The organism is Enterobacter sp. RHBSTW-00994, assembly GCF_013782625.1.
In the GTDB taxonomy this organism is placed as follows: Bacteria; Pseudomonadota; Gammaproteobacteria; order Enterobacterales; family Enterobacteriaceae; genus Enterobacter.
The window spans coordinates 3,516,442-3,536,384 of record NZ_CP056199.1 but is presented as its reverse complement, the minus strand read 5'-3'; the positions used below and the strand labels follow the sequence as shown (position 1 = coordinate 3,536,384).

Below are 19,943 nucleotides of genomic sequence, written 5' to 3'. Positions count from 1 at the left end.
CCCTGTTGGATAACAGGGCTTGAGTATTACAGAATGCGGCTAATAAGACGGTCAATTCGGATTCGGCGCAAACGGCGAATGAGTTTGCGGACTTTAATCGGATAATCTGCAATGCTTTGCAGATCCCGATAATGTCGAACTACCGTTGTATGAGTACGAATAATATTCAGCTCATGTTCACGTTTCTCTGCGAGCTCATGCTGAGGATCGTGAATTAAAATGGCATTTTCCAGGTCCAGACGCCAGGCGCGAGGGTTCAGGTTATTGCCAGTCAGTAGCATCCATTCATCGTCCACCCACATACCTTTGAGATGGTAGGTATTGTCTTCATCTTTCCACAAACGCACAACCAGTTGGTCGGTGTTCACGTAGTACTGTAAACGGCTCAGGAAGCGACGAAGGTTGATCTCATAGAGATAGGGCAATGCACCGATGATTTTGAACGGCTGATCTTCCGGGATAAAAAAATCGTTCGCGGTTTTATCGCCAACAATAATTTCCACTTTCTTACCATCGCGCAGTAACTGGATAATATTGCGAACCAGCACGGCAGGAAGATTGAAGTAAGGTGTGCAGATAGTGAGTTTATGATCGGCACAGGGCATCAGGTGGAAAATAGTTTTATTCAGCAGGCTTGATTTACCTAAACCAACCAGAGGTGTTACAGATAGTTGCTCGTTGTTAGCATCGCCCTGGAAATGATAAACCGCATCACGCAATTCCTGGCGGAAGAGGCGAACGTCATTTTTAATTTCCGGGCTTTTTGGACGGTGCGGATCATCAAGACGATTTACACCACGACCATGTACCAGATTTGTATCAACCCAGTTAAACATGATATCGGCCATCTGCTGATTACGAATCAGGTGATAACGATCATATCGATACTTATCAAGTTGATGCAGGTAAACATCATTCAGGCTAGCACCGCTATACAATACGCTGTCATCAATAATGAAACCCTTGAAATGAAGCACTCCAAGTGCTTCCCGCGTATTGACGGGTACACCATAGACCGGGACTTCAATGCCTGGGTTTTCATGTGAGGTACGGCAATACCAGTCGGCATTTGTGTTAGAAGCCGCTGCGCCGATACGGCCGCGCTGTGCACGATGCCAGTCAACCAGAACGCGGATATCCAGTTCAGGACGCAGACGTTTAGCTTCATAGAGCGCATTCAGGATCGCACGCCCGCCTTCATCTTGTTCAAGATACAGTGCCACGATGCAAATACGCTGTGTGGCACTGGCGATCTTTTCCAGAAGCGTCTCCCGAAAATGAGCGGGAGCGTAAAAGAACTCTACATCATCAACTGACTGAGAAATCTTCGGTAGTAGAGCAAGGTGTTGTTGATGTTTATTACGCTTAAATTTTGACAACATCACAGTGCGTTTCTTCTCTGTTCATTGAAGGGTTGTCTGTACCAGGCAAACAACATAAGCGGACAATGATACCACCAGTACCGTCCAAAGTGGTCAACATTTCCAGTAGGTTACTCTTGGTTATCTGCGGATGTCAGGTCAAGAGTCAGAGCGACAATACCTTCGTCCAGTTGAATATCAACGTCAAATCCAAGTTTTCGCGCCAGGGTCACCATGCCACGATTGTTAGGCATAGTAATGCCATTCAACCGCAACAGTCCGTGATCGCGCGTATAACTGATGAGTTTTTCCAGTAGTCGTCTGCCCAGACCAAGGCCCTTCAGGTCAGAACGCACTAATACCGCAAATTCAGCATCGATATTATCAGGATCTGAAATGGCCCGGGTGACACCCAGGATTTCATCGCCTATATCAGTGCGGCGAACGGCAACAAATGCCATTTCACGATCGTAGTCGATCTGGGTCATATTGGCTAAATCATCATGGGTAAATTCATTGATTTCGCTAAAGTAGCGATAGTAAAGATCCTCTTTAGTGACCTGGGCTATGAACTGCCGTAGTTGAGGCTCATCCTCTGGCAGGATAGGGCGAAATAGCGATCGTTCACCGTTTTTCAGTTTTACCCACTCTTCGAGTTGCAAAGGGTATGGACGTATAGCGAGGCGACTTTCCCGATCGCCTTCAAACGGCGCAATCTCAAGTGTCACATCCAGCGCGGTAAATTCCTTGCCAGAGGCTAAGAGCGGATGAATATCCAGTCGCTTGATCTCTGCGCAATCGACGATCAGATTGGATACCTGCACCAAAAACTGGCTTAACCCGGCAATATCGAGAGGACGCAGGGCGCTCCTGCCACGAATTTTTTTACTTTTAACCGCCTGAATCACCAGATAGCGAGCCAGATTCATGTTCAAAGGCGGAAGTGCGACAACCGCTTGTTCCTCTGGACGCCATTCCACACCGCCTTCGCCCAGCATGATCAACGGGCCAAAGACCGGATCGTATTCAACAACAACGCGTAATTCCTGCGCTCCGGCACGGTTGGCCATACTTTGAACCAGTAGCCCATGGATCCTTGCTTGAGGCCAGGCCATTTTTACCCGGTCGATAATAGCGTCTGCAGCCTGCTGCACTTCAGCCGCTGTGCGTAGATACAACATCACGCCCTGAACGTCTGATTTGTGCGGGATATCCGGTGAGCGCAGTTTAAGTGCGACCGGATAACCAATCTGTTCAGCAATGTGTACAGCTTCAGCACTATCACTGGCGATCCAGGTCGGCAGCGTTTGCATACCGTAGCTGCCAAGGATTGGTTGCACTTCATGAGTATCCAGTGAAGTCGCTCCGTCTTTGATAGCCTGCTGTAACAACACGTGGGCATCAACCGAGTTTGCTGTTAAATTGCCTGGCAATGTGGGTGTTTCCCGCAACTGTTTTTGGTTCCGGCGATATTCAACCATATGCATGAAAGCGGTGATTGTGCCCTCTGGCGTCCGGTAAGTTGGAAGTCCTGCCTCACTGAAAAGACGGCGAGCCTCCTGAGAGGAAAACTCACCACACCAGTTGGTGAGCAAGGTGACGTATTTTCCTCGTGGATGATTTCTGACCGCCTCGATCAGTGCTCGTGCGCTTTCACTTCCGGGCGCTGCCGCACTTGGTGAATGGATTATCATCAGCGCATCAAAATCCTGACTATCCAGCAGGATGGTTATTGCCTTGATATAACGATCGCAACTGGCATCATCACGCAAGTCCAGCGGATTTCCTGGAGACACACTCAGTGGCAGGTCGTTGCGTAAACGTTGGAGAGTTTCCTCCCCCAAAGTGGCCAGTTTTCCATTGCGTAGCCACAGTTCATCCAGTGCCAGTGCGGCAGGCGCTGCGCCATTACTTACAATCATTAATTTTTCGCCACGCAGGGGATGCATATGGCTAAGCGTTTCGACGGCAGAAAAAAGCTCATGCGTATCTTGTACGCGCAACAGGCCTGCGCGTTGAATAGCCGCATCCCATGCGGGGTCCATTCCTGAGTGCGAGTGCAGCAAACGTTGAGCGGCTGGGCTACGACCGCTTTTGATCACCAGAATGGGTTTATTGCGTGATGCGCTGCGCGCAGCAGAAACAAAACGTCTGGCATCACTTAAGTGCTCAAGGTAGAGCAGTATGGCGCTGGTTTTGCTATCTCTGGCCAGAAAATCCAGTAACTCGTCTACGTCGATATCCAGGCTATCACCCAGAGCGATGAAGTAAGAGAATCCCATTTCACGTTGCTGTGCCCAGTCAAGGATCGTGTTTGACACGGCAGCAGACTGTGAAATGAAAGCCAGCTTGCCTTTGCGGATAGGAACAGGAGAGAAGCTGGCATTCAACCCTTGCCAGGGAGCCAGTAATCCCAGGCTGTTTGGGCCAAGAATACGCATCTGATAACGGCCGGCGCAGGTGAGAAGTTCAGCCTGCTGTTCAGGAGGAGAAGAGAGAATAATACAGGTTTTACACCCTCGTTTACCCAGCAATTCCAGTAAATCCAGATTGCGCTTCGCATGGGTACAAAGTATGGCAAGATCAGGTACGAAAGGCAGGCTCTGAATGTCAGGCCAGGCAAGTACCCCCTGCACTGCTTTATAAGCTGGGGTAACTGGCATAACGGGTCCATTAAATCCACCGGCCAACAAGTTGCGCATCATCAGATATCCTGCGCGGTCCGGTTTCATTGATGCGCCTATAACGGCTATGGATTTAGGGCGTAGTAACGCTTCCAACCCTCGCTGACTCATGCAAGTCTCCTGTATATGCGAGTGACTTGATGATTTTAAACGCTTTCTGACTCCGCTGCTGTGATACTGCCCTTATGAATGGTTTTTCCTGCCAGATAGCGCTCGCGAAAACAGGAAAAATGGCTCCCCAATGCACTCGCCGCCAGCGTATCCCCGGCAAGATCCAGCAAGGCAATTGCCACTTCCGCAGTACAATATTGGTCGTCAGCATGGGCTTCGCGTAAGCGATAAGCTGAGACCCGTGACAAATCCACTGAAATCACCGGAAGTGCATCAAGATAAGGGCTCTTACGAAACATTTTCCGTGCTTCGGTCCAGGTGCCATCCAGCATAATAAAGAGTGGTGGCTTACCTGTTGATGGCGCGGCAATGACCTGACGATCCTCACCAGCATACGATGCGGGAAACACCACCATTGGCTGATAGTCAGGGCTGGAAACCAGGTCTAGCAGCGCCTGCGGTGGCTCTGTGCGGGACCACTGAAATGCGGCGGTATCAGGCAGAATGTCGGCAATCAAACGCCCGGTATTACTGGGCTTCATCGGTTCAGTATCGAACATAACCAGACAAAAGCGGCTTTGCGCCTGGCTGGGCTGCAATGTTTCACACAGACATTGTTTCAGAGGGAGCAAACAGCGCTGGCAGCGCCGCACACGATTACCACGAGCCAGAAAAGGGCGGGTTGCGCGCGCGAGGCGTTCGGCGCGTAATTGAAGTACGGCGTTATCAGTCATGAGAGAAGTGCTGGAAAAAGGCTATTTTCGCAGAGGAGGGAGCGGGGCACAAGATGCGCCCCGCGAATGTTACAGTGATTCGTTAAGCCAACTCTCAAAAGGGGCTTTGGGTACGGCGCCGTTGAGCATGTCAATCACTTCACCATTTTTGAAAATCATAATGGTGGGGATGCTGCGAATGCGAAAACGGGCACTGAGTTCGCGTTCAGCTTCGGTGTTCACTTTTACGAAACGCATTTTGCCGTTTCGTTCTTCTGCGACATCTTCGAAGATCGGCGCAAAGTTCCGGCAAGGACCGCACCATGGAGCCCAGAAATCGACAACCACAGGCAAGTCATCCTTGAGGAGTTTGTCCAGCGTCGCGCCCGTTGCGTTAATTACATCGCCATCAAACAATTCATGGCCGCAACGTCCGCATTTTGCACCATCATCAATCCGGTCATCGGGAATGCGGTTAAGAGCCTGACAGTTGGCACATACGGTATTCATAACTAACCTCTGATAGAGCGGTGGGACAGAGCGCTAATACGCCATTTTTGTTTCTAATATGTTACATATTATCAATTGGCCTGTTTGAAACGACAATGCGTTTTATTCAATGAGTACAATAGTCGCAGGCTTTTGTACGAAATTATGGCTATGAGCTTACACATCGGGTAATCTGCGCGCTTCGCGCAGCGCTGGTGGAGAAAAGCATGAACGACGAATTAAAGAATAAAAGCGGCAAGGTCAAAGTGATGTATGTCCGCAGTGATGATGACTCTGATAAACGCACCCAAAATCCGCGTACCGGAAAAGGTGGCGGGCGTCCGGCGTCTTCTCGTGCTGACGGTGGCCGTCGCCCCGCCCGCGATGACAGAAATAACCGCAGTGATGACCGCAAACGTGATGACCGTAAGCGTGACGATCGCAAACGTGACGATCGTCCGCGTGATGATTTCCAGCGTGATGTATCCCCATGGCGTACCGTTTCGCGCGCGCCAGGTGTGGAAGCGCCAGAAAAAGCCGATCACGGTGGTATCAGTGGTAAAAGCTTTATTGATCCGGAGGTTCTTCGCCGTCAGCGTGCGGAAGAAACCCGCGTCTATGGTGAGAATGCGTGCCAGGCTCTGTTCCAGAGTCGCCCTGAATGCATCGTTCGCGCATGGTTTATCCAGAGCGTAACGCCGCGTTTTAAAGAAGCATTGCGCTGGATGGCTGCAAACCGCAAAGCCTATCATGTGGTCGATGATGCCGAACTGACGAAAGCTTCGGGTACTGAACACCACGGCGGTGTCTGTTTCCTGATTAAAAAGCGTAACGGCACGACAGTTCAGCAGTGGGTAAGCCAGGCTGATGCTGATGATTGTGTACTGGCGCTGGAAGATGTGGGCAACCCACATAATCTGGGGGCTATGATGCGTAGCTGTGCACACTTTGGTGTGAAGGGTGTGTTGTTGCAGGATGCGGCGCTGCTGGAATCCGGAGCGGCGATCCGTACTGCGGAAGGCGGGGCTGAACATGTGCAACCAATTACCGGTGACAGCGTTCTGGATGCCATCGAACAATTCCGCAAAGCAGGCTATTCCATCGTAACCACCTCCAGCCACGAAGGCACACCACTGTTTAAAGCAACACTGCCACGTAAAATGGTGCTGGTGCTTGGGCAGGAACGTGATGGTCTGTCTGATGCTGCATTATCCAGCGCCGATTTGAGCGTATCAATTGACGGCACTGGTAATGTAGAAAGCCTCAACGTTTCCGTTGCAACGGGGGTATTGCTGGCTGAATGGTGGCGTCAGAATAAGGCGTAAACTGCCTTTTATCAGTAGGTATACCCGGTGACGCTTACGCTAGCCGGGTGTTATACAAAATCACTCAATCTTATTCGCTCTCTGCCGGTAATACAGGCATCCAGTCAATCGGCGTTTCGCCACGTTTCTTCAGCCATTCATTCGCCAGAACAAAGTGATTCGAACCAAAAAAGCCGCGGTGTGCTGACAGCGGTGAAGGGTGAGGTGCTTTCAGAACATGGTGACGTTGTGAATCAATAATTGCCCCTTTCTTCTGTGCGTGTGAACCCCACAGTAAAAACACCACGCCTTCACGATGTTCGTTGATAAGGCTAATAACCTTGTCCGTAAAGGTTTCCCAGCCGAGGCTGGCATGGGAATGCGCCTGCCCAGCCCGCACGGTCAATACGGTGTTCAGCAGCAGAACGCCCTGATGTGCCCAACTTTCGAGATATCCATGTGCTGGGCGCGTAAACCCAGGGATTGTCCCTTCGAGTTCTTTATACATGTTCAGCAGAGAAGGGGGAGTCGCAATTCCGGGACGTACGGAAAAAGCTAAACCGTGCGCCTGCCCTGGGCCGTGATAAGGGTCTTGCCCCAGAATAACCACTTTTACATCGTTCAACTCGGTATAGCGAAAGGCGTTAAACACATCTTTCTGTGGCGGATAAATCGTTTGGCCAGATTGCCGCTCTGCTGCAACAGTGCTTAAAGTATTAATGAAATAAGGCTGCTGTTTCTCATCGGCCAGTACATCATGCCATGTTAAAGGCGTTGTCATGTCGCTCTCCTGCGATTCTCATCTGAGCCTAGCTTACCCGTTTACACGCAGTGCGCAAAATCCCTCGCGGAAATTACCGCTAAGTCTTTCAATTTAATTTGAAAACACACAAAAATGATTGAGTTCCTGTGTGAGGTAAATTGATCTAAAACAATAAATCCTAACCACACTCTTTATGTGGTCAGTGTTTTTGTTGATTTAAATCAAAGAATCACGCGTGCCTGACTGATATATATACACACAAGCAACAATGGTTTTACCAATTGGCCGCGAGAGGCCGACACCAGTTAATGTAGCCTAAGGGAGGCATCACATGATTACAGGTATCCAGATTACTAAAGCTGCAAATGACGACCTGCTGAATTCTTTCTGGCTGCTGGACAGCGAGAAAGGTGAAGCGCGCTGTGTAGTGGCTAAAGCGGGTTTTGCTGAAGACGAAATTGTTCCGGTAACCAAACTGGGCGAAATCGAATATCGCGAAATCCCGATGGAAGTAAAACCGGAAGTGCGCGTGGAAGGTGGTCAACACCTGAACGTTAACGTTTTGCGTCGTGAAACCCTGGAAGATGCTGTTAAGCACCCGGAAAAATACCCGCAGCTGACCATCCGTGTTTCTGGTTATGCCGTTCGCTTCAACTCTTTGACCCCAGAGCAGCAACGCGATGTTATTGCGCGTACCTTTACTGAAAGCCTGTAAGGTCTTTGGTCAGAAGTAACCGAAATAAAAAAGCCGGGTCTTCACCCGGCTTTTTTTACTCTTCAGTTTGTGATGTTGGCGTCGTGCCACTGGGCTTACGGCGTTTTCCAATGTTTTTGGCATCACGGTGGCGTTTCTTCACACGCGGCTTCTCTTTATCTTTCTCTTTCTGCTCAGCGCGTTTAGCCAAAACTTTCTTCGACGGTTTACCCGTCATCTTCTCACTAGGCGGACGTGTGGTTGGACGCAGTTCATCGATCACTCGGGCTTTTACCGGTTCCTCGATGTAACGGCCGATTTTCATCAGCAGCAGATAATCATGGGCTTCCACCAGAGAAATTGCCGTCCCTTTGCGGCCCGCACGGCCGGTACGACCAATACGGTGCAGGTAGGTATCCCCGCTGCGCGGCATGTCGAAGTTAATCACGTGGCTGACATCAGGTATGTCAATACCGCGTGCTGCGACATCGGTAGCAACCAGCACGTTTACGCGCCCCTCAGTAAGACGTTTAATCCCTTCGGTACGTTTTACTTGTGCCATCTCGCCCTCAAGATAGCAGTTGTTAATCCCTACTGAGCGGAGTTTGTCAGCCAGTTCATGCACACGCTCGCGTTTACGAACAAACACGATGGTTCGTGTGGCATCATCTTGCTTGAGCAGATGGGTCAGGATGGCAAATTTATGATCAAAATTATCCGCGCGGTAGTACCACTGGTGGATCTTTTTACGTTCACGGGTGGACGGTGTGGCAGACACTTCTACTGGATCTTCCAGCAGGCGTTCAGCAAAGTCCTTGATCGCATCACCTTCGAGCGTTGCGGAGAACAGCATTGTCTGTTTGCGCCAGCGCGTTTCACCAGCAATGTGCTCGATATCCTGGGCAAAGCCCATATCCAGCATGCGATCGGCTTCGTCAAGGATCAACGTTTCAACTGCGCGGCAGTCGAAGTTTTCTTCTTTAATGTATTGCAGCAAGCGGCCGGTCGTCGCAACGACGATATCCTGGTTTTCGCTGAAGACTTCAGCGTGGTTCATATACGCAACGCCGCCAGTGATCGTGGCGATATCCAGATGGGTATTAGCTGCAAGTTCACGCGCATGCTCGGCAACCTGCACCGCCAGTTCACGCGTTGGCGTTAAAATCAAAATACGCGGCGGGCCTGATTTTTTACGCGGGAAATCGAGCAGATGCTGCAACACAGGCAGCAAGTAGGCTGCTGTTTTCCCCGTACCGGTTGGCGCAGAACCGAGCACATCGCGGCCCTCAAGCGCAGGCGGAATGGCCGCGGCCTGAATGGCGGTCGGGCGTGTAAAACCTTTGCTCTCAAGTGCATTGAGCAGGCTTTCATCGAGTTCAAGTTCGGAAAAAGTCGTTACAGTCATGTTCTACCTCTGTGTGGGGCGCTGATTATAGACGTTACGGCTGTAATCTTCATCTGTTTGTATGGATATCCCTTTTCGGCAACTTCGCTTTCCCCTATGCTACTCCAGTTTCACTTAGAAGGTTGCTTTGACATGTCTCAACCCAAAGCGCTGTTGCGCCGCGATGGTTTCACTTTTAAACAGTTTTTTATTGCTCACGATCGCTGTGCGATGAAAGTCGGTACAGATGGTATCTTACTGGGTGCATGGGCTCCGGTCGCGGGTGTTAAGCGTATTCTGGATATTGGTTCCGGAAGTGGGCTTTTAGCACTGATGCTGGCACAGAGAACCGAAAACCACGTCACGATCGATGCAGTTGAGCTTGATGCGCAAGCGGCGGAGCAGGCTCGTGAAAATGCGATGGAATCCCCCTGGTCTGACCGTGTTCAGGTCGAGTGCGCGGATATCGTTGCCTGGACACCAGAACAAACCGCCCGTTACGATCTTATTGTCAGTAATCCACCTTATTATGAACCGGGTGTTGAATGCGCTACGCCAGAACGTGCGCAAGCACGTTATACCGACTCGCTCGATCATCAGGCGTTGCTAACCTGTGCGGCAAACCTGATTTCGGAGGAGGGCTTTTTCTGCGTTGTGCTGCCTGAAAATACGGGTAACACGTTTATTAACTATGCGCGAGAGATTGGCTGGTATTTACGTTTACGAACCGATATTGCTGATACCGAAGGGCGGATGCCGCATCGTGTATTGTTGGCACTTTCACCGAAAGAGGGTGAGTGCTTCAACGACAGAATGGTCATTCGTGGGCCAGACCAGCGTTATTCCGAAGATTACACTGCTCTGACCCAGGCATTTTACTTGTTCATGTGAGAAAGCGGCGACAGCACGGATGGGCCGGATTCAACCAGTGTGTCGGGATAATCCAGCGTATAGTGCAGGCCGCGACTTTCTTTACGCATCATGGCGCAGCGAACAATCAGCTCGGCAACCTGTACAAGGTTACGCAACTCCAGCAGATTGTTGGACACGCGGAAATTCGCGTAATACTCATCAATTTCCTGTTGCAGCATCGTGATACGGCGAAGTGCACGCTCAAGCCGTTTCGTCGTACGTACAATGCCCACGTAATCCCACATAAAGAGTCGTAGCTCATGCCAGTTGTGCTGAATAACGACAAGCTCATCGGGATTCTCTACGCGGCTTTCGTCCCAGGCGGGTAAATGCGCTGCCTGACGGGCATAAGGTATACGTTTGGTAATATCTTCCGCGGCAGACCACCCGTAGACCAGACACTCAAGCAGCGAGTTTGACGCCATGCGGTTAGCGCCATGCAAACCGGTGTAGCTCACCTCGCCGATGGCGTACAGTCCATCAACATCCGTACGACCATGGTCATCAACCATCACGCCACCGCAGGTATAGTGTGCGGCAGGGACGATCGGAACCGGATCGCGGGTGAGGTCAATTCCCAGATTCAGCAGTTTTTCGTAAATCATTGGGAAGTGCTGACGAACGAATTCTGCCGGTTTGTGGCTGATATCCAGGTACATACAATCCACGCCAAGGCGTTTCATCTCGTGGTCTATTGCACGGGCGACGATATCGCGAGGGGCAAGCTCGCCTCTGGCGTCTATATCTGGCATGAAACGAGAGCCATCAGGACGTTTCAGGTAAGCACCTTCTCCGCGCAGGGCCTCAGTTAGTAGGAAATTACGTGCCTGCGGGTGGAATAATGCAGTGGGATGAAACTGGTTGAATTCAAGGTTCGCCACGCGGCAGCCTGCGCGCCAGGCCATGGCGATCCCGTCCCCGGAGGCAATATCTGGGTTCGTTGTGTATTGATAGACTTTAGATGCGCCGCCGGTAGCCAGTACCACAGCTTTTGCCTGACACGTCTCCACCTTCTCTTTATTACGATTCCAGACCCACGCACCGACCACGCGGCGTGTCCCGGGGAGACCAATTTTATCGGAAATAATCAGATCAACCGCATTGCTGCGCTCCAGTACCTGAATATTTGGGTGGCTCAACGCTTTGCTGACCAGCGTTGTTTCAACCTCTTTCCCTGTTGCGTCTGCAGCATGCAGGATACGTCGATGACTGTGTCCTCCCTCACGGGTGAGGTGATAACACTCTTCCCCGTTTGGCTGGACCTGCGTATCAAATAAAACGCCCTGATCGATGAGCCATTGCACGCAGTGACGCGCATTACTGGCGACAAATTCAGCCGCATGCTCATCAACAATCCCTGCTCCGGCAATCAGCGTATCTTCAACGTGTGAAGCAATGCTGTCCGTTTCATCAAACACGGCAGCAATCCCGCCTTGTGCGTAAAAGGTTGAGCCTTCACTCATAGGACCTTTACTGAGCACGATGACACGTTGGTGTTCAGCCAGACGAAGAGCCAGTGAGAGCCCGGCAGCACCGCTACCGATGATTAGGACATCACAGTTAAGTTCTGGAGTTGTGTTCATGATGTTTGTTTAATTTACTAAACAGTGTTTGGCCAGAATAGCACCTGACTGGGAGATATCGCACGTTTTTTTTGAGTGGTGTTGAGGTGACTAAACGCGATAGCAAAAGTAAAAAAGGGGTAAATGAACGAAAATATTTTGCGAAGCAGATCGTTAGCTTCAGATTTTGTGATGAAATAAAGCCTGTGTTGCGTTACTCTGCTGGCGGTATATGAGTTGTGTCTTAAGAGAAAGTGGGTACGTATCGTGAACAGACTTATAATGAGAGAAAATGAACAGTCTGCGGCACGGTTAACAAAAACAAATGCGTGGCGGAACTTATTGAAGAACAGACACTCTAAGTCGGTGCTTGCTCAAAGTGCAATGTTTTTAGAGTGGCGTTTCGATAACGCGTGGAATTTAGGTTTGGGGAGACTTTACCTCGGATGAGCGAGCAGTTAACGGACCAGGTCCTGGTTGAACGGGTCCAGAAGGGAGATCAGAAAGCCTTTAACTTACTGGTGGTACGCTACCAGCATAAAGTGGCGAGTCTGGTATCCCGTTATGTACCATCAGGGGATGTCCCTGATGTCGTACAAGAGTCTTTTATTAAGGCCTATCGTGCGCTGGATTCGTTCCGGGGAGATAGTGCTTTTTATACCTGGCTGTATCGCATTGCGGTAAATACAGCAAAGAATTATCTGGTCGCTCAGGGGCGTCGTCCACCGTCAAGTGATGTGGATGCAATCGAAGCCGAAAACTTCGAAAGTGGCGGTGCACTGAAAGAAATTTCGAACCCTGAGAACTTAATGTTGTCAGAAGAACTGAGACAAATAGTTTTTCGCACGATCGAGTCGCTCCCGGAAGATTTACGCATGGCAATTACGTTACGGGAGCTTGATGGCCTGAGCTATGAAGAGATAGCCGCTATCATGGATTGTCCGGTCGGTACGGTTCGTTCGCGAATTTTCCGTGCGCGCGAGGCTATTGATAATAAAGTTCAACCGCTTATCAGGCGTTGACGATAGCGGGATACTGGAAAAGGTATTAGGCATGCAGAAAGAAAAACTTTCCGCTTTAATGGATGGTGAAACGCTGGACAGTGAGCTGCTCAATGAGTTGTCTCATTCTCCCGAAATGCAAGAGACCTGGGAGAGCTATCATCTCATCCGTGACACCTTACGGGGTGATACCGGCGAGGTTCTCCATTTCGATATCTCAGCACGCGTAATGGCGGCGATTGAGAATGAGCCTGTTCATCAGACCTCTTCGCTGATTCCTGAAGCTCAACCCGCACCTCACCAGTGGCAGAAAATGCCGTTCTGGAAGAAAATGCGTCCGTGGGCAAGTCAACTCACCCAAATGGGGGTCGCTGCATGCGTATCGCTTGCAGTTATCGTTGGCGTCCAGCACTATAATACTCAGTCTGAAGTTAATCAGCAGCCTGAAGCGCCGGTGTTTAATACACTGCCGATGATGGGCAAAGCCAGCCCGGTAAGCCTGGGTGTACCAGCAGATGCGTCGGCAAGCGGCGGTCAACAACAGCAGGTACAAGAGCAGCGCCGTCGCATTAATGCGATGTTGCAGGATTATGAGTTGCAGCGTCGCCTGCACTCGGAACAGCTTCAGTTTGAGCAGGCACAGACTCAGCAAGCTGCAGTGCAAGTGCCCGGAAACCAAACTTTAGGAACGCAATCGCAGTAATGAAGCAACTTTGGTTCGCCATGTCTCTGATGGCGGGTAGCCTGTTCTTCTCTGTCAACGCCTCGGCTGATGTTTCGTCCGGGGCGTTGTTGCAGCAAATGAATCAGGCCAGCCAGTCACTCAATTACGAATTGGCTTTTATCAGCATCAACAAGCAGGGTGTAGAGTCGTTACGCTACCGCCATGCCCGTCTTGATAATCAGCCACTAGCCCAGCTGTTACAGATGGATGGCCCACGCCGTGAAGTTGTTCAGCGTGGTAACGAAATAAGCTATTTTGAACCAGGCCTTGAGCCCTTCACGTTAAATGGCGACTACATCGTTGATTCCCTTCCATCGCTTATCTATACCGATTTTAAGCGTCTTGCGCCTTACTATGATTTTATCTCAGTAGGTCGCACGCGGATTGCAGACAGATTGTGTGAAGTGCTGCGTGTCGTTGCCAGAGATGGTACGCGTTACAGCTATATTGTCTGGATGGATGCAGAAACTAAGCTTCCCATGCGTGTCGATTTACTCGATCGTGATGGTGAGACGCTGGAGCAGTTCCGCGTGATCTCCTTTAACGTTAATAATCAAGTGGGCAACAGCATGCAGAAGCTGGCCAAAGCCAGCCTGCCTCCGCTTTTGTCTGTTCCTGCAGGTGATCCCGTTAATTTTAAGTGGGTCCCATCCTGGATCCCACAAGGTTTTAGCGAAGTTTCCAGCAGTCGTCGTCAATTACCCACTATTGAAACACCAGTTGAGTCACGTCTCTATTCTGACGGACTGTTCAGTTTCTCAGTGAACATCAACCGCGCAACCGCGAACAGTTCTGAGCAAATGCTGCGAACCGGACGTCGGACGGTGAGTACGACAGTACGTGATAACGCAGAGATCACTGTCGTGGGTGAACTTCCTCCGCAAACAGCGAAGCGTATTGCAGACAGCATTAAATTCAGGGCAGCACAATGATTAAAGAGTGGGCTACCGTTGTGTCATGGCGGGATGGTGTTGCACTGGTCAGCTGTGATGTGAAAGCCTCATGTAACAGTTGCGCTTCCAAAGCTGGATGCGGGAGCCGTGTGCTGAATAAGTTAGGGCCACAAACGACGCACACCATTTCAGTTCCGAGCGAACAGCCGCTGGTTGAGGGGCAGAAAGTCGAACTGGGTATTGCAGAAGGAAGTTTGCTGGGTTCTGCAATGCTGGTTTATCTTTCTCCGCTTGTGGGATTGTTCGCCATGGGCGGGATATTCCAGATGCTTTTTGGTACGGACCTTGCGGCGATGAGTGGTGCAGTATTGGGTGGAGTGGGCGGTTTTTGGCTGGCTCGTGGTTTTTCCCATAAGCTTGCCGCTCGCGAAGAATGGCAACCCATCATTCTGAGTGTTGCACTCGCACCAGACCAGCTTCGCGTTGAAACGCTCTCTTCCGAAGCCCGATAATTTCTTCGGGCTTTATCATTTTTTACATCTCAAAAAAGAAAACACGCTTTCCTCACGCTATGCTTGGCTCTAAGAGCATTTCCTGGTTACAGGGATGTAGTGTAGAATGCTGCGTTTTCGCACTGAAAAACGTCAGGCTAAGAACAGCGGCCTCCAGGAATTCGTAAGGCATAATTATTTAACTATATGAAGAACATACGTAACTTTTCGATCATTGCTCACATTGACCACGGTAAGTCGACGCTGTCTGACCGTATTATCCAGATTTGCGGTGGCCTGTCTGATCGTGAAATGGAAGCCCAGGTTCTGGACTCCATGGACCTGGAACGCGAACGTGGTATTACCATTAAAGCTCAGAGCGTCACGCTTGATTACAAAGCGGCAGATGGTGAAACCTATCAACTGAACTTTATCGACACCCCAGGCCACGTTGACTTCTCTTATGAAGTTTCCCGCTCGCTTGCGGCCTGCGAAGGCGCGCTGCTGGTGGTTGATGCCGGGCAAGGCGTAGAAGCGCAGACCCTGGCAAACTGCTATACCGCGATGGAGATGGATCTCGAAGTCGTGCCCGTACTGAATAAAATCGACCTGCCTGCAGCCGATCCGGAACGTGTTGCCGAAGAAATTGAAGATATTGTCGGCATCGATGCTACTGATGCTGTACGTTGCTCGGCGAAAACGGGTGTTGGTGTTCCTGATGTACTGGAACGTCTGGTGCGTGATATTCCAGCACCAGAGGGTGATCCCGACGCGCCGTTACAGGCGCTGATCATCGACTCCTGGTTTGATAACTACCTGGGTGTTGTGTCGCTGGTTCGTATTAAAAATGGCACGATGCGTAAAGGCGATAAAATCAAAGTGATGAGTACCGGACAGGTGTATAACGCTGACCGTCTGGGGATCTTCACGCCGAAGCAGGTTGACCGTACCGAATTGAAATGCGGTGAGGTTGGCTGGTTGGTTTGTGCGATCAAAGACATCCTGGGTGCTCCAGTGGGGGATACCCTGACGCTGGCCCGTAACCCAGCGGATAAAGCACTGCCTGGTTTCAAAAAAGTGAAGCCTCAGGTTTATGCTGGTCTGTTCCCGGTTAGCTCTGACGATTATGAAAACTTCCGTGATGCACTCGGCAAGCTGAGCCTGAACGATGCCTCTCTATTCTACGAACCAGAAAGTTCAACGGCGCTGGGCTTCGGCTTCCGCTGTGGCTTCCTTGGTCTGCTGCATATGGAGATCATTCAGGAACGTCTGGAGCGTGAATACGATCTGGATTTGATCACGACAGCGCCGACCGTAGTGTATGAAGTGCAGACGACCAACAATGAAATTGTGTACGTCGATAGCCCATCCAAGCTGCCACCACTGAATAATATTGCTGAGCTGCGTGAGCCTATTGCCGAGTGTCATATGCTCCTGCCACAGGAATTCCTGGGCAACGTGATCACTCTGTGCATCGAAAAACGTGGCGTACAGACCAACATGGTTTACCACGGTAACCAGGTTGCGCTGACCTATGAAATTCCGATGGCAGAAGTGGTTCTTGACTTCTTCGACCGTCTGAAATCAACCTCGCGCGGTTATGCATCGCTGGATTACAACTTCAAACGCTTCCAGGCCTCCAACATGGTGCGTGTGGATGTGTTGATTAACGGCGATCGCGTCGATGCATTAGCGCTGATCACCCACAATGATAACGCACCATACCGTGGCCGTGAGTTGGTTGAGAAGATGAAAGAGCTGATCCCGCGTCAGCAGTTCGATATCGCAATTCAGGCGGCGATTGGCAACCACATCATTGCTCGCTCAACGGTAAAACAGCTGCGTAAAAACGTTCTGGCGAAATGCTATGGCGGTGACGTCAGCCGTAAGAAAAAACTGCTGCAGAAGCAGAAAGATGGTAAGAAACGCATGAAGCAGGTCGGCAACGTTGAACTGCCGCAGGAAGCGTTCCTCGCCATTCTGCATGTAGGTAAAGACGGCAAATAATCCTTAAGGAGTTGTCATGGCGAACATGTTTGCCCTGATCCTGGTCATCGCGACGCTGGTGACGGGTCTGTTGTGGTGTCTGGATTCGTTTATTTTCGCCCCGAAACGTCGTGAGCGTCAGGCTGCCGCGCAGGCAGCCACTGGCGATCAACTGGATAAAAAAACGCTGAAGAAAGTGGGTCCAAAGCCGGGTTGGCTGGAGACGGGTGCTTCAGTGTTCCCGGTATTGGCGATAGTTCTGGTGGTACGTTCGTTTATTTACGAACCTTTCCAGATCCCATCGGGTTCAATGATGCCAACGCTGTTAATTGGTGATTTTATTCTGGTTGAGAAATTTGCCTATGGCATTAAAGATCCGATCTACCAGAAAACACTGATTGAAACGGGTCACCCAAAACGCGGCGATGTTGTGGTCTTTAAATATCCGGAAGATCCGCGTCTTGATTATATCAAGCGTGCGGTAGGTCTGCCGGGCGATAAAGTCACTTATGATCCGGTTGCGAAGGAAGTCACTGTTCAGCCGGGCTGCAGTTCCGGAACCGCATGTGAAAACGCGTTGCCAATCACTTACTCGAACGTTGAACCGAGTGATTTTGTGCAGACCTTTGCTCGCCGTAATGGCGGGGAAGCGACCAGCGGCTTCTTCCAGGTACCGAAAGGTGAAACCAAAGAAAACGGTATTCGCCTGGTCGAGCGCAAAGAGACGTTGGGAGATGTGACTCACCGTATTCTGACCGTACCGATTGCACAGGACCAACTGGGGATGTATTACCAGCAACAGGGTCAGCAACTGGCAACCTGGATCGTACCGCCAGGACACTACTTCATGATGGGTGATAATCGTGATAATTCTGCGGACAGCCGTTACTGGGGATTTGTGCCGGAAGCGAATCTGGTAGGCAAAGCAACCGGAATCTGGATGAGTTTTGAGAAACAGGAAGGCGAATGGCCGACCGGTGTTCGCTTAAATCGCATTGGCGGAATCCATTAATTCTCAATAAATGAACGCGTAGCTGCGCTTATTGGCGGCTACGCGAATTATTTAAGTGATAAATCTCTTCGAACTAACGACATCCCTTGTCGTTGTGTATAGAATATTCCCCCGAAGTTTAAGGTTGGCCCTGCAAGGGTGCCACGGCACACGAAACCGCGTTGGTTTTTCTCAGGTCGGTTTCGTGTGCTGAATTTTTGACGCATTTATTCTATTGGTATCGCATGAATCCCATCGTAATTAATCGGCTTCAACGGAAGCTGGGCTACACTTTTCATCATCAGGAGTTGTTGCAACAGGCATTAACCCATCGCAGTGCCAGCAGCAAACATAATGAGCGTCTCGAGTTTTTAGGTGACTCCATTTTAAGTTTCGTGATTGCAAACGCGCTTTATCACCGTTTCCCGCGTGTGGACGAAGGTGATATGAGCCGTATGCGAGCAACGCTGGTACGAGGGAATACCCTTGCTGAAATCGCACGTGAATTCGAACTGGGTGAGTGCCTGCGCCTTGGTCCGGGCGAGTTGAAGAGCGGTGGTTTCCGCCGTGAATCTATTCTTGCCGATACTGTCGAAGCATTAATCGGTGGCGTTTTCCTGGACAGCGATATCCAGACCGTAGAAAAGCTTATCCTGAACTGGTATCAGAGTCGTCTGGATGAAATTAGCCCGGGCGATAAACAAAAAGATCCGAAAACGCGTTTGCAGGAATATTTACAGGGGCGTCATCTCCCACTGCCATCCTATCTGGTGGTGCAGGTGCGTGGCGAAGCCCACGATCAGGAATTTACCATCCATTGCCAGGTCAGTGGCCTGAGTGAACCGGTGGTTGGCACAGGTTCTAGCCGACGCAAGGCTGAACAGGCTGCCGCCGAACAGGCGTTAAAAATGCTGGAGCTGGAATGAGCGAAGAAAAAACCTATTGCGGATTTATTGCCATCGTCGGACGTCCGAACGTTGGTAAATCCACCCTGTTGAATAATCTGCTTGGGCAGAAGATTTCTATCACCTCTCGTAAGGCGCAGACCACGCGTCACCGCATTGTGGGGATCCATACTGAAGGCGCGTATCAGGCTATTTATGTTGATACCCCAGGCCTGCATATGGAAGAGAAGCGTGCTATTAACCGCCTGATGAACAAAGCGGCGAGCAGTTCGATTGGCGATGTCGAACTGGTGATTTTCGTTGTTGAAGGTACTCGCTGGACGCCTGACGACGAAATGGTGTTGAACAAACTGCGCGATGGTAAAACGCCGGTTATCCTGGCTGTCAACAAGGTGGACAACGTACAGGAAAAAGCTGACCTGCTGCCGCATCTGCAATGGCTGGGTAGCCAGATGAATTTCCTCGACATCGTACCGCTGTCAGCAGAGACCGGTCTGAACGTCGATACCATCGCTGGCATCGTGCGTAAGCATCTGCCAGAAGCGATTCATCACTTCCCGGAAGAGTACATCACTGACCGCTCTCAGCGCTTTATGGCGTCTGAAATCATCCGCGAAAAGCTGATGCGTTTCCTGGGCGCGGAACTGCCGTATTCTGTTACCGTTGAGATCGAACGTTTCCAGAGCAACGAGCGTGGCGGTTACGATATCAACGGTCTGATCCTCGTTGAGCGTGAAGGGCAGAAGAAGATGGTGATTGGTAACAAAGGTGCCAAGATCAAAACCATCGGTATTGAAGCTCGTAAAGACATGATGGACATGTTTGAAGCACCGGTTCACCTGGAGCTGTGGGTGAAAGTGAAATCTGGCTGGGCCGATGATGAGCGTGCTCTGCGCAGCCTCGGTTACGGCGAAGACCAGTAGTTTTCATGCTCTATGGCTTTCGAGGTGCAGGAAGGCGGCAAGGCCGCGAATC

Annotated in this window: 19 protein-coding genes; 12 read left to right on the top strand and 7 right to left on the bottom strand. The window is 50.6% G+C overall.

Translation table 11 applies throughout. The features are described 5' to 3' along the window. Positions 1-26 precede the first annotated feature (26 nt). The 4 genes from pssA to trxC all read right to left on the bottom strand — a co-directional run bounded on the left by pssA (position 27) and on the right by trxC (position 5,379). Positions 27-1,382 carry a CDP-diacylglycerol--serine O-phosphatidyltransferase gene (pssA, locus tag HV346_RS16920; RefSeq protein ID WP_181623818.1) on the bottom strand — a complete coding sequence of 452 codons (1,356 nt, stop codon included), beginning with the start codon at positions 1,380-1,382 and terminating at the stop codon, positions 27-29. A 110-nt stretch (positions 1,383-1,492) separates the two neighbouring features. Next, positions 1,493-4,156 (bottom strand): protein lysine acetyltransferase, encoded by a 2,664-nt coding sequence (gene pat, locus HV346_RS16915; protein WP_181620422.1) that lies wholly within the window; start codon positions 4,154-4,156, stop codon positions 1,493-1,495. A gap of 35 nt (positions 4,157-4,191) precedes the next feature. After that, a complete protein-coding gene (gene tapT, locus HV346_RS16910) occupies positions 4,192-4,890 on the bottom strand; it encodes a tRNA-uridine aminocarboxypropyltransferase (RefSeq protein ID WP_181620421.1) in 699 nt (232 codons plus the stop codon). A 69-nt stretch (positions 4,891-4,959) separates the two neighbouring features. Beyond that, positions 4,960-5,379 carry a thioredoxin TrxC gene (gene trxC / locus HV346_RS16905; protein WP_181620420.1) on the bottom strand — a complete coding sequence of 140 codons (420 nt, stop codon included), beginning with the start codon at positions 5,377-5,379 and terminating at the stop codon, positions 4,960-4,962. 206 nt (positions 5,380-5,585) lie between these two features. Here trxC and HV346_RS16900 point away from each other — a divergent pair, with 206 nt between their 5' ends. Then, on the top strand, positions 5,586-6,683 hold the full coding sequence (locus tag HV346_RS16900) for a tRNA/rRNA methyltransferase (RefSeq protein ID WP_181620419.1): 1,098 nt from the start codon (positions 5,586-5,588) through the stop codon (positions 6,681-6,683). A gap of 70 nt (positions 6,684-6,753) precedes the next feature. Here the strand turns inward: HV346_RS16900 and ung are convergent, their stop codons facing one another. Then, complete coding sequence (gene ung / locus HV346_RS16895) at positions 6,754-7,443, bottom strand: uracil-DNA glycosylase (RefSeq protein WP_181620418.1); 690 nt, start codon at positions 7,441-7,443, stop codon at positions 6,754-6,756. 313 nt (positions 7,444-7,756) lie between these two features. Here ung and grcA point away from each other — a divergent pair, with 313 nt between their 5' ends. Further along, positions 7,757-8,140 (top strand): autonomous glycyl radical cofactor GrcA, encoded by a 384-nt coding sequence (grcA, locus tag HV346_RS16890; protein ID WP_181620417.1) that lies wholly within the window; start codon positions 7,757-7,759, stop codon positions 8,138-8,140. A gap of 55 nt (positions 8,141-8,195) precedes the next feature. Here grcA and srmB read toward each other — a convergent pair whose 3' ends face one another. Then, positions 8,196-9,524, bottom strand: a complete 1,329-nt coding sequence (srmB, locus tag HV346_RS16885; protein ID WP_181620416.1) for an ATP-dependent RNA helicase SrmB — start codon at positions 9,522-9,524, stop codon at positions 8,196-8,198. A 132-nt stretch (positions 9,525-9,656) separates the two neighbouring features. On the opposite strand from srmB, the gene HV346_RS16880 reads away from it, so the two are divergent. After that, on the top strand, positions 9,657-10,394 hold the full coding sequence (locus HV346_RS16880; RefSeq protein WP_181620415.1) for a tRNA1(Val) (adenine(37)-N6)-methyltransferase: 738 nt from the start codon (positions 9,657-9,659) through the stop codon (positions 10,392-10,394). On the opposite strand, the gene nadB is transcribed toward HV346_RS16880, so the two are convergent. Beyond that, positions 10,379-11,998, bottom strand: a complete 1,620-nt coding sequence (nadB, locus tag HV346_RS16875) for an L-aspartate oxidase (RefSeq protein ID WP_181620414.1) — start codon at positions 11,996-11,998, stop codon at positions 10,379-10,381. The two genes, HV346_RS16880 and nadB, sit on opposite strands and share 16 nt — an antisense overlap. Before the next feature lie 261 nt (positions 11,999-12,259). On the opposite strand from nadB, the gene rseD reads away from it, so the two are divergent. The 9 genes from rseD to era all read left to right on the top strand — a co-directional run bounded on the left by rseD (position 12,260) and on the right by era (position 19,891). After that, entirely contained in the window at positions 12,260-12,427 is a 168-nt protein-coding gene (gene rseD, locus HV346_RS23540) for a rpoE leader peptide RseD (RefSeq protein ID WP_309228233.1), read from the top strand. Then, the gene (gene rpoE, locus HV346_RS16865) at positions 12,424-12,999 is read left to right on the top strand and encodes an RNA polymerase sigma factor RpoE (RefSeq protein WP_000003307.1); all 576 of its coding nucleotides are present in this window, start codon (positions 12,424-12,426) and stop codon (positions 12,997-12,999) included. Before rseD ends, rpoE begins: the two co-directional genes overlap by 4 nt. A 31-nt stretch (positions 13,000-13,030) precedes the next feature. Further along, entirely contained in the window at positions 13,031-13,681 is a 651-nt protein-coding gene (gene rseA, locus HV346_RS16860) for an anti-sigma-E factor RseA (protein WP_181620413.1), read from the top strand. Next, positions 13,681-14,634: a sigma-E factor regulatory protein RseB gene (gene rseB, locus HV346_RS16855; protein ID WP_181620412.1), complete on the top strand. Its 954-nt coding sequence runs from the start codon at positions 13,681-13,683 to the stop codon at positions 14,632-14,634. Before rseA ends, rseB begins: the two co-directional genes overlap by 1 nt. Further along, the gene (gene rseC / locus HV346_RS16850; RefSeq protein WP_181620411.1) at positions 14,631-15,107 is read left to right on the top strand and encodes a SoxR-reducing system protein RseC; all 477 of its coding nucleotides are present in this window, start codon (positions 14,631-14,633) and stop codon (positions 15,105-15,107) included. The genes rseB and rseC overlap by 4 nt, the downstream gene beginning before the upstream one ends. 186 nt (positions 15,108-15,293) lie before the next feature. Beyond that, positions 15,294-17,093 carry a translation elongation factor 4 gene (gene lepA, locus HV346_RS16845; RefSeq protein WP_181620410.1) on the top strand — a complete coding sequence of 600 codons (1,800 nt, stop codon included), beginning with the start codon at positions 15,294-15,296 and terminating at the stop codon, positions 17,091-17,093. A gap of 16 nt (positions 17,094-17,109) precedes the next feature. Beyond that, positions 17,110-18,084: a signal peptidase I gene (gene lepB, locus HV346_RS16840; protein WP_181620409.1), complete on the top strand. Its 975-nt coding sequence runs from the start codon at positions 17,110-17,112 to the stop codon at positions 18,082-18,084. 224 nt (positions 18,085-18,308) lie between these two features. Continuing rightward, positions 18,309-18,989 carry a ribonuclease III gene (gene rnc, locus HV346_RS16835; RefSeq protein WP_010434072.1) on the top strand — a complete coding sequence of 227 codons (681 nt, stop codon included), beginning with the start codon at positions 18,309-18,311 and terminating at the stop codon, positions 18,987-18,989. Then, positions 18,986-19,891 carry a GTPase Era gene (gene era, locus HV346_RS16830; protein WP_181620408.1) on the top strand — a complete coding sequence of 302 codons (906 nt, stop codon included), beginning with the start codon at positions 18,986-18,988 and terminating at the stop codon, positions 19,889-19,891. Before rnc ends, era begins: the two co-directional genes overlap by 4 nt. The last annotated feature ends 52 nt before the right edge of the window (positions 19,892-19,943 follow it).